The 13,135-nt window shown below is 48.9% G+C and carries 15 protein-coding genes; all 15 read right to left on the minus strand.

Annotated elements, in window-relative coordinates:
* Positions 1-13: 13 nt before the first annotated feature.
* Positions 14-796: a glutamate racemase gene (murI, locus tag MKY28_RS17410; RefSeq protein WP_339198352.1), complete on the minus strand. Its 783-nt coding sequence runs from the start codon at positions 794-796 to the stop codon at positions 14-16.
* A gap of 295 nt (positions 797-1,091) precedes the next feature.
* Positions 1,092-1,478 carry a hypothetical protein gene (locus MKY28_RS17415; protein WP_036610226.1) on the minus strand — a complete coding sequence of 129 codons (387 nt, stop codon included), beginning with the start codon at positions 1,476-1,478 and terminating at the stop codon, positions 1,092-1,094.
* 67 nt (positions 1,479-1,545) lie between these two features.
* Positions 1,546-1,764, minus strand: a complete 219-nt coding sequence (locus MKY28_RS17420; RefSeq protein ID WP_076318292.1) for a hypothetical protein — start codon at positions 1,762-1,764, stop codon at positions 1,546-1,548.
* Entirely contained in the window at positions 1,764-2,480 is a 717-nt protein-coding gene (locus MKY28_RS17425) for a GNAT family N-acetyltransferase (protein WP_340936466.1), read from the minus strand. The genes MKY28_RS17420 and MKY28_RS17425 overlap by 1 nt, the downstream gene beginning before the upstream one ends.
* A gap of 2 nt (positions 2,481-2,482) precedes the next feature.
* Positions 2,483-2,854: a hypothetical protein gene (locus tag MKY28_RS17430; RefSeq protein ID WP_321163442.1), complete on the minus strand. Its 372-nt coding sequence runs from the start codon at positions 2,852-2,854 to the stop codon at positions 2,483-2,485.
* A 97-nt stretch (positions 2,855-2,951) separates the two neighbouring features.
* Complete coding sequence (locus MKY28_RS17435) at positions 2,952-3,827, minus strand: serine/threonine protein kinase (RefSeq protein WP_340936467.1); 876 nt, start codon at positions 3,825-3,827, stop codon at positions 2,952-2,954.
* On the minus strand, positions 3,824-4,402 hold the full coding sequence (locus MKY28_RS17440; RefSeq protein WP_340936468.1) for a GNAT family N-acetyltransferase: 579 nt from the start codon (positions 4,400-4,402) through the stop codon (positions 3,824-3,826). Before MKY28_RS17440 ends, MKY28_RS17435 begins: the two co-directional genes overlap by 4 nt.
* Entirely contained in the window at positions 4,399-4,980 is a 582-nt protein-coding gene (locus tag MKY28_RS17445) for a DJ-1/PfpI family protein (protein ID WP_340936469.1), read from the minus strand. The genes MKY28_RS17440 and MKY28_RS17445 overlap by 4 nt, the downstream gene beginning before the upstream one ends.
* A 214-nt stretch (positions 4,981-5,194) precedes the next feature.
* On the minus strand, positions 5,195-6,115 hold the full coding sequence (locus tag MKY28_RS17450; protein WP_340936470.1) for an SDR family oxidoreductase: 921 nt from the start codon (positions 6,113-6,115) through the stop codon (positions 5,195-5,197).
* A 69-nt stretch (positions 6,116-6,184) separates the two neighbouring features.
* A complete protein-coding gene (locus tag MKY28_RS17455) occupies positions 6,185-7,513 on the minus strand; it encodes a F390 synthetase-related protein (protein WP_340936471.1) in 1,329 nt (442 codons plus the stop codon).
* A complete protein-coding gene (locus tag MKY28_RS17460) occupies positions 7,510-8,370 on the minus strand; it encodes an MBL fold metallo-hydrolase (RefSeq protein WP_340936472.1) in 861 nt (286 codons plus the stop codon). The genes MKY28_RS17455 and MKY28_RS17460 overlap by 4 nt, the downstream gene beginning before the upstream one ends.
* Positions 8,364-9,359, minus strand: coding sequence for an NAD-dependent epimerase/dehydratase family protein (locus MKY28_RS17465; RefSeq protein WP_340936473.1), 996 nt, complete (start codon positions 9,357-9,359; stop codon positions 8,364-8,366). The genes MKY28_RS17460 and MKY28_RS17465 overlap by 7 nt, the downstream gene beginning before the upstream one ends.
* Positions 9,356-10,648, minus strand: a complete 1,293-nt coding sequence (locus tag MKY28_RS17470) for an ATP-grasp domain-containing protein (RefSeq protein ID WP_340936474.1) — start codon at positions 10,646-10,648, stop codon at positions 9,356-9,358. The genes MKY28_RS17465 and MKY28_RS17470 overlap by 4 nt, the downstream gene beginning before the upstream one ends.
* Positions 10,638-11,639, minus strand: coding sequence for a beta-ketoacyl-ACP synthase III (locus MKY28_RS17475; RefSeq protein ID WP_340936475.1), 1,002 nt, complete (start codon positions 11,637-11,639; stop codon positions 10,638-10,640). The genes MKY28_RS17470 and MKY28_RS17475 overlap by 11 nt, the downstream gene beginning before the upstream one ends.
* A gap of 543 nt (positions 11,640-12,182) precedes the next feature.
* Entirely contained in the window at positions 12,183-13,073 is an 891-nt protein-coding gene (locus MKY28_RS17480; RefSeq protein WP_340936477.1) for a TIGR01777 family oxidoreductase, read from the minus strand.
* Positions 13,074-13,135: the final 62 nt, after the last annotated feature.

A 13,135-nucleotide genomic window follows, 5' to 3' on the forward strand; every position in this document is an offset into this window, starting at 1 on the left:
CCTATGGTGTAACTTACTTGGAGTTCATCTCAAGATATTGGAGTGCACTGGACATCTTCTCCTGCTCTTCCGGTCGGCCTGATGAACTGAGGAAAGTGACCTGTTCCCCTGTTCTGTCTCCATGCTGAGCCACCAGTCCAAGCCGCTGCTTCAGATGGTTTACCGTGCCTGTACTGCCATCAATAATCTGTATATGATCTGGCAGAACCGTGCGCAGAATGGACGTATAGTATGGATAATGCGTGCAACCAAGCACCACTGTGCCATACATATGAAGATCGAGATCTGCCAGCTTGAACCGGAAATAATCAGCGATTTTGCCCGGATCAAAATCCAGCTGTTCACACCACTCCACTAGTTCCGGCAGCGCAATGGAATCCACACTGTGGTGATCATCAACACGTGATACCAGTTCGTTATACTTGGTTTGGCTCAAGGTGAGGGCCGTGGCAAATACAAGCACTCTCTTACCACTATCACGATTCATCTCCACGGCTGGTTTCACCGCAGGCTCCATGCCAATGATCGGGATATCGTACTTGGCGCGCAGATCCTTCACAGCCAGACTTGTTGCTGTATTACAAGCAATCACGATTGCCTGGACATCCTCCTGAACGATGGCTTCCACACAATCAAAAATATGTCCTCTAACCTCATCCGCAGACTTGGTTCCATACGGGACATGTAAAGTATCCGCATAATACAGAAATTTTTCTTCCGGAAACTGTTTTAATGCCTGATGCAAAACGGTCAAACCACCGATGCCTGAATCAAAAAAAGCAATTTTTTTAGTCAAGGATTTCACCTCTATAATGTATTCTTTCGGGTTCCAAGAACCTCTCAATGCTGCTCATGCTGACTGGAGGTGAGGTTTGTACTTCCGGCTCATCACACACTACAGTGCTTGACGGCTTGCGGGAACCATTCCGGTTACGGATCGTTCTTCTGATGGCTGTTGTCTCCAAATTTTCTTAAATAACCTTATAGATGTATAAATTCGGAGACATAGGCGAACGCTATCGCTTCTTCAGAATCGATTCCGCCCCCTCCATTACTTCCGCTAAGTCAGGTACTATAGAGAAGATAAGCCATTATTCTACGCTCATTTTATACTGTCTGAGCCAGTCCTTGCCACTATGCCACGCCTTTACAGGGTTAAGCTCTCCAAGCAGTTCAGTACTTGCCTGAGCCATGATCCATTCCTTGAGACCATTATCCGGACTGGATTCGAGCTGCTGTAGCAGGAAAGGCAGTCCTGCCTCCCCCGTATTCAAGATGTCGTCGTAAGCCTCCCGGTTACCAGCAATATAATCATTCGGATTGCTGCTGGTCAGGAGGACAGGGTCGCTAACCATCTGCTGCAGGTTGCTTTCAATCGATGCTGTTAATGCTTGGTCTTCTGTCCGAATCGAACATGCTGCTACCGTCAATGCTGTGCATACGGATAACAAACCCAGAATCAGTCTTCTCCGATTCACTGTACCACTCCTTTCACCAACGAGTTAACGCAACAGATTCAGCTTTCATGCTCAAGCCCCCGGCCAACTACAGAACAAGTTCCCATTGTTCTTCGGTAAGCTCCTGACCTGACAACATCTGCTTGCGGACTTCCTTCACTTCAAAGCCCACAGATTGATATAATCTACGCGCGCCATTGGTGATAAATTCAGCAAAGCTATGATCATAATTATACTCGTTTCGATAGATTCGGATATGTGCTTCAATGACATACTGCAGATCCTTTTGTACGAAAGTGCGGATCATCAGACATCACAGTCCTTCCTCAAATCCACAGTTGTGATACTGAAATCCACACCGAACTGAATTAATCCGAGTTTACGGGCAACTTGCTGTGAAGCGAGATTATCCCAAGATGTACTGTAGATTGGCATGCGTCCACGCTCCTTGACATAATACTGCCAGCACTTTACCGTCTCCACTGCATATCCATGTCCTCTGTAACCGGGTGCCGTATACAGACTCGCTTCCGCCCCATGATCGGAGAGCCTCGCGGAGCAACACACTGCCACAGCAGAATCCCCAATAACATAAGCGGCAACAGGGCTTTTTTCATACAAGTAGTCTGTTAATTCAGGGAAATGCTCTGCCAGCAAATAATGCTGCTCCTGACCAATCAACTGAACCTTCTGATTCCACTCGTGAGATATCTCAGGAAAAGCATAGGCGGGTCCCATCCACACACGGTTAACTGGCTCAAAGGTTTCCACCTTGCGAATCAGTTTCGGAATATCCAACGGAAGCTCGCAATCCCTACCCAACTCATTCATTAGATCCGGCGGTAACTGCTCATGGTAATAGATCAGTGAACCAGCAGAAGTCATGCCGATAAAAATGGCTGGAGCTTGCCCACCACCTGGCTCGTTAATGCTTAATAGACGCTGCTGCTCATTGATTGTATACAACGTGCTCACCTGTATTTTCAACATTTCCATAGACGACAGGTTGGATTTTGGAACCATAACTATGAAGTTAACCTTTGCAATAATCGTTTGCCTTCACTGCCTTTACCAGCTTCCTGCTGCTCCAGAAAATCGGATAATTCACGTAAATCAGCCGGTCGATATCCAGCCCCGCACCCGCAATTATGATAGGTAAAACCATGACGATACAACATCATCACTTTGGTCCATTGTTTGGTATCATTTTGCTTGGGCGCCTGGAAATCCTGTCCCATGCTGACCATAGACGTGGCACATTGCGGGCATTTATATTCAAGTTGTGCCACCACCTCAGGGCTCAGGTCATGTCTGGAAACTTGTTTAAATGATTTGCGACAAATGAAACATGCATAGATGTCTTTATATGGTCCTGACAAGGCATATCTGCACATCATCTGCACCCCCTTAATAATTTCCATTATACGGGATTTCACACACATATACGAATGGATTTTGCACATTTGCGAAAATTCAACCACTCACTCATTGACCTTAAATCGCAGCTTGTTTCCAGGCCTCACCAAGTTCCGCAATCGATGCGTACCGCTCGGACCGATCATCGCTCACTGCACGTATCACAACCTGATACAATGCTTCTCTGGCATCCCATCTGTCATAGGAACGATCTTTCTCCCCACCAAGCAACCCAAACGCCATTGCCCCCATGTTGAATACATTGGTAACCGCATCTATGGGTGCACCCAACTCAAATTCCTCAGGGGACATAAAGCGGGAAGATCCCCACATGCGCCCCATGGTATTGGTAAAAGAGCCCTTCCGATACAAGTCGATATCACAAATTTTCATAAAGTTTCTGTCAAAATCATAGATCAGACTGCCATCATACAGATCTACAGCCACATAACCTCTTCGTTCCACCTCGATATGAAAATCCAGAATCTGCTCCATTGCCCGAATGCGTGTCTCAACAGGAAGCTCTCTGAACCGATAATAGGGTGAACGCGGATCTTCATATTTGGCCGGAGGCGGAAAATACCAATGGGAGTGCAGACACTGCCCATCCACCCAATCGAATACACAGGCATACCCCTCATCCGTTGCAAAATGATCCGTTAGTCGAATCAACGTGTCATGCGCCAAATCTTCGTAAACGGAAACAGATGATTTCAGATTAAGAATGGCTTCCGGGGGACTTCCCGTATGATTCGCATGAATTGTATGTGCTCCCGCATATTTAACGAACAATCGCTTTCCATCCTTTTGCACAATACCGAAGGAGATATTCCCTGAATCCTGCTGATCGAATACGCGAAAGACCGTACCCAATGGCTGTAACCAATCGAAAGAATGAGACTCTTTTAAAACAAAGGAAATACCATCGATCTCAAGTTCAACTTGATCTGTCATCGGACTCCTCCTGTGCTGGTATCTTCATTCAATGTTGAATGCTCCGTATAAAAGTAATTCATATGCGCCTCATCATATCCCTGACCGTTGACTTCCAATGCGTTACGCTCGATGCCGTAGACTTCAAATCCATATCGCTCGTATAAACGTCGGGCTGATTTATTTGTTGTCACTACACTCAGATTAATCTGCTTGATGCCTTCCAGATGTCTTCCACGATCCAGCACCTCGCGGAGCAAGAGCGAAGCCAGCCCACTTCCCCGATATGGCGGAGCAACATAGACGCCCCAGATCATGCCTTTGTGCCTGAGCTTTAGGCCATACTCTCTTTTGAAACCCATCATTCCCGCCAAGGTTCCTTCTTCTGTGTATGCTCCCAGAATATAATCATCCGGTTCATTATGTATGCGCTCCTGCACTTCACTCATGGGGAGCTGAATGGACAACTCGAACGAAGCCCCGAAGGCTTCAGGATGTGTTTTCAGTGCTTCCAGTCGCAAAGGCCAGTAGATGTCTGCTTCATCCCGCTGAATATTGCGAATGGTATAGGTCTCTTGCTTTTGGCCTTCATTCATTCTTCGACCACTCCCTGCATCTCATAAGGATAATCGATCTGAAGTTTTACATTCGTTGCCGCTTCCTGTCCTGCAAGCAACCTAACAACATAAATCCCCAGATCAATGGACGTGGCCACACCACCGGCCGTAATGACATTCCCATCTTTTACAATCCGCTTCTGAATCACCTCGGTGACATACGGCTCAAGCAAATTATATGCACGGGGATGTGTTGTTGCTTTTTTGCCGGATAAAAAACCAGCCGCACCCAGCAGCAGAGAGCCTGTGCACACCGAAACCTTCAAAGGCACAGACTCAGCCTGTTTCAGCCAACCTACAAAGGCCTCGTCATATCGAAGCTTGCGCGTTCCCATGCCTCCGGGGATAAACACGAGATCATATTCCGATAGGTCAGGCTTCACTCGATCCACCTTCAACGTTAGACCTGACTCATCCGTGACCTGATCTGTCATGGCACAGGTTTCCCACGTCGTTCCTTTGGTAGGTTCAAAGAAATTCAACCGATTGATCACATCATAAAATCCTGCAAAATCAAGGAAAGTCAGTCCATCAAACAAAACGAATGCCATTTTCATTGGTAACCTCCGCGTTTTAATTTGGAGCATCCTGATTATGTTTCTGATTCCGATCCCGTTCCATTGCTTCCTTCACCCGGTCACGCGCTGGCAGCTTGCTATTGATATGAAAGAGCAGACCCACAATCGCAAGAAGTAAAATGATGACGATGAATTCGAATATGGCTAACCCCTCCCATTCGCAAACTGTACAATTTTGGCTCCTGCCTAATCTCTATTTTAAACCACGGGCGATGATCCACTCCAGCCACTTCCACGGTAGCAGTGCTTTACCTATGATGAGCACACGCGAACCTTTTCCGAGCGCATATCGAAGTCTTGGTGCACGCATCCGTGCAATTCGGCCAATCAGATCAGCTACCTCCTGTGGATCAGGAGCTGTCTCGCTCGCATGTTTGGAATAACGAAGAACCGCGTCCAGCTTATGCTTATACGGAGAGTCCTCGCTCCGGTGAATCTCACCCAAACCTTTATTCCAGATCGGTGTGCGATAAGAGCCAGGCTCAACTAATACCACCCGAACACCAAACGAAGACATCTCATGACGCAAACTTTCCGTGAATCCTTCCACAGCGAATTTGGAGGCAGCATAGGGCGCATACCCTGGAAAACCGGACAAACCACTGACGCTGGACAAGTTAACAATTAACCCCTGCTTCTGTTCACGCATCACAGGCAGGACCGCCCGTGTCACGGCGATTAATCCAAACAGATTCGTTTCCATCTGGCGCCGCCAATCCTCCATCGATACTTCCTCAATGAACCCGCCAACCGCAAATCCTGCATTGTTCACCACCATGTCGATTCGGCCATTATTAAGAAGTACGGACCCAACAGCTTTCTGCACCGATTCAGCATCGGTCACATCCAGTTGCACATATTGCAAACGTTCAGCTACCCCCGCCTGTTCAGCCAGTTTCACCAATTCTTCTCTTCGACTCAGATCACGCATTGTAGCAACAACAAGGTATCCCTGCTTGGCAAGGGTGATCGCAGTAAGCATACCGAAACCACTGGATGTACCCGTAATTAAGGCCACCGGAGCGTTAGTTCCTTCCTTCGTCTTTTTCACTACATCAGAACCTGCATTAATCCGTCCCTGTCCGGCTTCTGTTAAGTTTTCCTCTACTGTCACGGCGTGACCTTCTTTCCTCGGTAAATTACTTACTTCCCGTTCCTACCTATACCGCACGGCCCTTGCTGCTTAATCCGCCACTCCATTATGCCGTCTCTCCACCCTGCGCAGCTTCGTAAGTCCCGGTTCAAACGTATACGGTACAAATCTGATCTCAGGTAAGGTGCATTCAAGCCGCTCTCCCAGCTTCATCAGTTCCAGCAGTACATTGGTCTCAACCTGAGCCATCACTGCGTTCCCGCCAAGTCGAAGGGATACCTCCATTGTTCCGTCCCCTTGCTGCACCACACGATAATGTTCAATATCCGGCGAAGCCGCAATGACCGAACGGGTAACGAAATCCGGAAAGACCGGTACCGCCTCACCCGTATGCATGTTTGAAAAATAAAGCGTGTCATCACAGCGGCCTTCAATCCGCTCAATGGCAGTAAACGGGGAACCACAGGCACATGGCAGCGCCGCCTCGGTCAGAATATCATTCAGCCGATACCGGATGATCGGCTGTGATGTTCTGGAGAAGTCCGTAATAATGGGCACGAACCGTCGGGTGGCGGGATCAATGAACTCTTTTTCAATATGCACGATATCTTCATTCAAATGCAGTGTGCCATAACGACAGGTTGCACCCAGGAACCCTTCTGTACACTGATAGACTTGATGAACGGTCTGTCCGAAGATCTTCTCCAACACCTTGCGATCCAGGGGGTCCAGCACCTCGGCAACAGAGATGATTTTATCCGGTACAGCAGTCAGATATCCTGCCACATACGCATCCGCCAACAGACGTAGCATGGATGGAGGAGCCACCCACACGGTAGGTTGGTAGGTTTCCAGACGTTTAACCAAGGTCTCCACACGTTCCAGCAGATCAAAGTACTGAAACTGCAATTTACCACGTTGCACCGATTCATACAGATTACTGTTGGCCCGCAGGAAAAACGCAATCTTCGCAGGTTTCCACAGTCCACCAGGCAGCAACTTGGCCAACACCGTACCCGTCCACGCATCCTGCTCCCGATCACTCACCAAAAATATCCCCCGGTTCCCTGACGTGCCCGAAGACAGTCCAACCGTCACACCTTGAATGGAAGGTTTGAAGTCACGTGTTTCTTCACTTTCACCTGCAAGAGCCAGAGCTTTGTCCTTGGTAATACCCACCGTGTTCAGTGTATCAAAATGTTCCATCATGGTTGATTTGTCAATCAACGGAAAGCTTCTCCAGTCGGTTGCGTCCACGCCACCCCACCACTTCCGGTAAAACGGAGATCGGGCACGGATCTGATGAACATGCCGAATAATCCGGCGCTCTTGCCAGCGCTCAAGTTGTTCTCGTGTTTTCCATTTTCGCAGCCCACGTGCGAGTGCATAATGAACCACAATACGAAAGGTATTACTCATCGTTTCTGCCCTCCTGTACCCCAAGCGTCCAATACCTCTCGGCAATGACTCGGCACAATCTGAATGTGGGGAAACTGCTGATGCAGCTGAACCAGCTTGTCAAAGTTACGATTGTATTCCTGTCGATTCGACATGATGATTCCAGCAAGAATATTCGGTCTGCGCTGTTCACGAAAAGCCCGACTCGACCATACCGCGTCCGCACAGAGAAAATAGTCATGTTCTTCTGTACGCAACAGGAGTCCCATCATGCCTTCCGCATGACCGGATACATCCACCCCAAGCAGACTGCCATCACCAAAGATGTCGTAGACCTCATCAAAAGGGAAAGCTTCCCCCGCTCTTATCCATCGCTCAGGCTCACACGTAACTGGCAATGATCTGACTATAAAATCCTCGGGCAACAGCCCCGCAAGAAAACCTGCTTTTACAGCCGCAATCGGACCAAGTGAGCGCACAGCATCATAGGCTCTTGGCAGATAGATGAATTGTGCCTCCGGGAAATCTCGTACACCCGCGATATGATCGCCGTGAAAATGCGAGAGGATGATATACCGAATATCCGAAGCTTTCAGTCCAATTCGAGCCAAAAAATGAACGGCACTATCCTCTTCACGATAGACCACAGGTGTAATATGACGATACAGTGCGTTAGGCAAATGAGCCGTTTCCTCGAAAAAGCGGGAACTATATCCCGTATCCAGCAGGATCGGTCCATGTACGGGATGAATGATGCAGGCAAATCCTGCCGGGAAAGGTACTGGGCTCAATCGACCACCACGCAGCGTCAGAAACTCTGGATGTGTACAATAACCCGCCGCACCCAAATATAGTTCCACAGGAATTGTTGTCAGCATGATTCAGCCCTCCACCAGTCTGCAAATTGTTGTAATCCCTCTTCAATGGACACCCGAGGGACATACCCCAATTGCTCCCTTGCATCCGTAATATCCAATGTCTGTGGAATAGATAAGGAGCCGACTGTATACCGTGTCAATGCAGGTTCACCCATCGCAGGGATAAAGCCATGAACTCGCTCTAGCAACGCTGCCACACCATATGCCATCCGATAAGGAATGTTTCGACGACGCAAGGGCATATCCAGCATGCCAAACAGGCTGCTCACCAACTCACTGAACGCCCTTGGATCGCCATTCGAGATATTGTAGGCTCTGCCGAGCGCTTCGTCAGAGGCATCGCGACACAATAATAGGGCATCCACCACATTATCCACACATGTCAGATCGATTAAAGCCTGTCCACCACCGATCATGGGCACGCCCGATTTTGCGTTTGCTGCGACAATTCTGGGAAATAACGTCTGATCATACGGACCAAAAATGGCTCGCGGTCGAATCATGATCGATGGAAGTCCCTTCGCATGCCCCTCCATTACAACCTGCTCAGCGAGAAGCTTCGTGGCTGCATAATGATTGGCTGGTTTGGATGGCAACGGATCATTCTCATGTACGTTATACCGCGGGTTGTAGTTAAAATATATACTCGGAGTTGAGACATGTATGAATCGCTGCACCTCATTATGCAGGCAGCCATCAATGAGGTTTTGTGTGCCTTCTACATTACTGCTATAAAAGTCACGATATCGGCCCCATGGCGAGGATAGAGCTGCACAGTGAAACACCACATCCTGTCCCGTACACGCTTTGTTCACTGCAGCCTCATCCCGTATATCTCCATTCAGGAATCGGATTCCTGCCAACTCAAGTTCTGCACCAACCTTTGGCTGTCGGCCCATGCCAGTGACTTCCCATCCCTCTTTAGCAAGTCGTATCGCGAGATGCCTGCCCAGACATCCCGTAGCTCCTGTAACCAATGCTCTATTCATTGTTGTTCACCGTTCCATTCTATGTCATGAGTCAAAGCTTCAGTCAGCGAGCACTTCTGCGATCTTGCCAGACGCCATGCAGCTAGCACCACTTCGAATTGTTCAAATACAGGCTGGATATCCTGCCCTACATAGACCACATCCCTGGCTCCACGCCACGCAGCTATCCATGCACGGAGCTTCCTTTTGCCTAAGATCTGCTGCAACCCGCTTCCCAGCATGGGAAGCATGAGCATGGCTTTGGTGCCACGTGCGGGAGTGATCATTTTTCTTTCTTTTACCAACGTCTCCGGTTCAGTTAGTGCACGCACCAAGTCATCTCCGGGGTGAAACAGATGAATCCCGCTCGTTGCCCTCGGATTACACTCAATCGCGTACACTCGCCTATCCTGACCTTCTATAAAATCAAACCCAATCTGTCCGCTAAACCCCGTTGCCTCAACAAATTGTCTCACCCACGCAAGGGCACCTTCATGTTCCACCTGTTCAAAAAAAACACTGGCTCCCACGCTTCCTGTACGATAGCGACTGTCGTAAGTGGCATGTGCAACCAGTTGCCCTTCATGCGCTATGCTGTATGTACACAACATCTGACCAGGAATGTAGGCCTGTGCAACCCAAGGTGAAATAGATGATAGTGCTACCTCGTCCGGAGGGTCGTTACGGAAATGTCGACGTTTCTTTTCACTTACGTTTCCTTCCTGATCCGTCCCTGCCCTAGCCTCATCGTTCATGAGTGTTGGCATGCGAACTTTGGCTGCAAAGCGGGAATACACCGGTTTCCACACCCAATCTCCTACTTTTTCTATAACAGACTGGGCTTCCATCCATTCCTGCCGACTGTGGATCAGACGTGTATCCGGAACCGAAAGACCGAGTGACCTTGCAAGCTGGATAAAATCATATTTATGGTGCAACTCATGTAGCTGCTCCAGAGTTGTAACCAGAACACGGCAATATGCACGCAATCTGTCTGCCCCTTGGGCAACATAGAAGACTTCTTCACACATCGGAATCAACAGGTCGATCTGCCAATCCTGTGCCAACCGTTCCAGCTCTGCCAGATACGCACGTGTGTCATGACGTGGCGACGGGACCACAGCGCACTGTTCCACTGCACGAGATAATCTGGTCAGATGCCGTACGGCACTCTCCGCGACATAGACCCGATGGCCTGCCCGATGAAGCATGCGTGCCAGATCGAGTGTTACAGGAGCCCTTCCGCCTGTAAGCAGCACACGGAGAGAAGCAACTGTACGATGTCTGGTTTCCCCAGATCTAGTAGTCAAAAATGAGTCCTCCCAATGATAATCCGGCAGCCGTGCCAATCATCAACACCCGATCACCACGCTGAATACGCCGTTGTTTAATCGCTTCATGCAGACCCATCGGGATCGATGCCGCAATCGTATTGCCGTGATTTCGTGTGATGTCCATAAACCGATCTTCAGCAATGCCAAGCTTCTTGCGAATCAGTCTCATCGCCATGGCACTTCCCTGATGGGGAATGACCAATTGGAAATCCTCCATTCGATTCCCGGTCGCCTGCAACATATCACCAATGAATCCAGGCAAAAGTCTGGAAGCCATGCGGAAGATCGCCTGTCCATCCATATGAAAAAGGTAGGGTTCAGGCTGATCCGCCTTATAATTCGAAGCATGCAGACGTGTACCTCCACCTGCAATCTCCGAGAAGCGAGCACCTCGGCTGTAGGTTTGAAGGGAAGCATGTACAATCTGAGAGGATGACCCTTCAGGCGAACGCTCAATAATAACAGCGGCCGCTCCATCTCCGAACAGGGCCGCACTTTCTTTATCCGACCAATTCAGTCCGGCTGAGGCAATCTCAGTGGCTACGAGCAGTACTCGCTGGTAACGTCCAGCATCTACCATATAGGAAATCACATCCAGTCCGTTCAGGAAACTTAGGCAGGTTGCATCCATATCAAAGGCAGGTACGCCCGAATCTTGCTGCCCCATGGCCTGCTGGATAAATACCGCCGTACTTGGCAACGGTTGTTCCTTCGTGCCACTGGTACACACCAGACAGTCGATATCACTAAATTGTAATCCTGCATCCGCCAGTGCAGCTTCCGCAGCCCGTGCGCCCATGAAAGAGGAGGTTTCTTCACCCGAAGCATAATGACGTACACCTACGCCTGTAGCTTTGCTAACCCAGCCCGCAGGCACGTCCAAGCGGCGATCCAGTTCCTCATCGGTGACTTCCTGTTCAGGCAGGTACTTCCCTGTCCCTGCGATCCTTACTCTTCTAAGTTGCATTTCCCCAACCTCTTTCTGTTCATCTGACTGATATAATATAAGCTCGTATTCAAAAAGACCGGTTTTCAGTACCGAGAAGATGGGATGAAGCTAGAAATGGAGTAGCGGAGCGTAGGCAAACTACGTGAGCAACCACAATGTTTCCAAAGGAAACATACTTCGTAAGCCTCCAGCTTATTTCGGCTGAATTCCATATTCGATGCTGATGATGCCGATAGGCATCCTTCGTAATCAAAAGCGGACTTTTTGAAAAACCTCTATAAGTTCAGCTAATTAGTATTTACACAGACACTGCGATGACAGAACAACTTTCCGATCGCTGTTATCCCCAGATTTTTTTGATTCCTTTTGTAAAATGGGGAAATCCGGGGATAAGCATATGCTTCCGATGCAGCTTTCTTTCAGAAAGCTTTTAGGCGACCGCTTCGCTTCTTCAAGTTATTTCTATCCTCTCCGTTATCGTGTAAATGTTTAGTTGAACATATATAACAAAAGGGCAGATGCCTCTGCCCTTCCTGTTGTGTTTTCTTTTGTTATGAAATGTCATTTCTTCTTATTCAAAATCTCGGCAAGAGCTGCATCTAGTGTACCGTATGTGAACGTGAAGCCTTCCCTCTCCATTCGCTCGGGAATCACCCAACGGCTTTTGAGAACCAGTTCCGTCTCGGTCTGAATGAAGCGTGCGCCCAGTTCAAGCATCCAGCGAGGAGAAGGTAGTCCAATCCGCACCCCCATCTGTTCTCTCAGACGCGCCATTAGCTCCCGATTCGTCACCGGATGCGGAGAGGACGCATTGAACACACCATTCAAGTGTGGATGCTCTTGCAGATAGATTACCATGCGGAAGAGATCCTCGATATGAATCCAGCTGAACTGCTGTGTTCCTGCGCCTTGAGATCCTCCCAGTCCAAAACGGACGAGGTTCGTCATGGGCACCATCACGCCGCCCTCGCCCAGCACAATCGCAATCCGAAGTGCAATCTGACGCGTAGACGGCAGACTGAATTCAAAGAAAGCCTGTTCCCATGCCTTGGCAACGTCGACCGAGAATCCGGAGCCAATCTCGCCCTCTTTTTCCGTCATGGGACGATCTTCAGCATGTCTGTATATGGTCGCTGTACTCGAATTAATCCATAGTTCGGGAGGTTGATTACAAGCTAGGACGGCTTCCCCGAGAATGCGCGTTGTACGGGTTCTGGATTCCAGAATGACTTTGCGATTCTCATCCGTATAACGGCAGTTCACCGATTTACCTGCCAGGTTAATCAACATTTCTGCTTCTTCCAGTGCCCCTATAATTCCTGCACGATCCTCCCAGGCAATATGACCGGGCTGACGCGAGATAATTAACACCTCATACCCCAGCTTTCTGAATCTTTGGGCAAAATCCTGTCCAACAAATCCCGTTCCACCAGCTAATACAACCTTCTTCACGGTATCCCCTCATTTCCCATACTGGGTAAAGAATTCGCAAGATATAGATTGGAATGTTTCTA

This window comes from Paenibacillus sp. FSL R5-0473 (genome assembly GCF_038004565.1).
GTDB classification, from domain to species: Bacteria; Bacillota; Bacilli; order Paenibacillales; family Paenibacillaceae; genus Paenibacillus; species Paenibacillus amylolyticus.

What these genes read in the sequence shown, in the direction of transcription:
- MKY28_RS17440 (WP_340936468.1), bottom strand. Translation starts at nt 4,402, where the DNA reads ATGAATGAAGGCCAAAAGCAAGAGACCTATACCATTCGCAATATTCAG.
- MKY28_RS17455 (WP_340936471.1), bottom strand. Translation starts at nt 7,513, where the DNA reads ATGAGTAATACCTTTCGTATTGTGGTTCATTATGCACTCGCACGTGGG.
- MKY28_RS17445 (WP_340936469.1), bottom strand. Translation starts at nt 4,980, where the DNA reads ATGAAAATGGCATTCGTTTTGTTTGATGGACTGACTTTCCTTGATTTT.
- MKY28_RS17460 (WP_340936472.1), bottom strand. Translation starts at nt 8,370, where the DNA reads ATGCTGACAACAATTCCTGTGGAACTATATTTGGGTGCGGCGGGTTAT.
- MKY28_RS17435 (WP_340936467.1), bottom strand. Translation starts at nt 3,827, where the DNA reads ATGACAGATCAAGTTGAACTTGAGATCGATGGTATTTCCTTTGTTTTA.
- MKY28_RS17425 (WP_340936466.1), bottom strand. Translation starts at nt 2,480, where the DNA reads ATGGTTCCAAAATCCAACCTGTCGTCTATGGAAATGTTGAAAATACAG.
- MKY28_RS17465 (WP_340936473.1), bottom strand. Translation starts at nt 9,359, where the DNA reads ATGAATAGAGCATTGGTTACAGGAGCTACGGGATGTCTGGGCAGGCAT.
- MKY28_RS17420 (WP_076318292.1), bottom strand. Translation starts at nt 1,764, where the DNA reads ATGATCCGCACTTTCGTACAAAAGGATCTGCAGTATGTCATTGAAGCA.
- MKY28_RS17475 (WP_340936475.1), bottom strand. Translation starts at nt 11,639, where the DNA reads ATGCAACTTAGAAGAGTAAGGATCGCAGGGACAGGGAAGTACCTGCCT.
- MKY28_RS17430 (WP_321163442.1), bottom strand. Translation starts at nt 2,854, where the DNA reads ATGATGTGCAGATATGCCTTGTCAGGACCATATAAAGACATCTATGCA.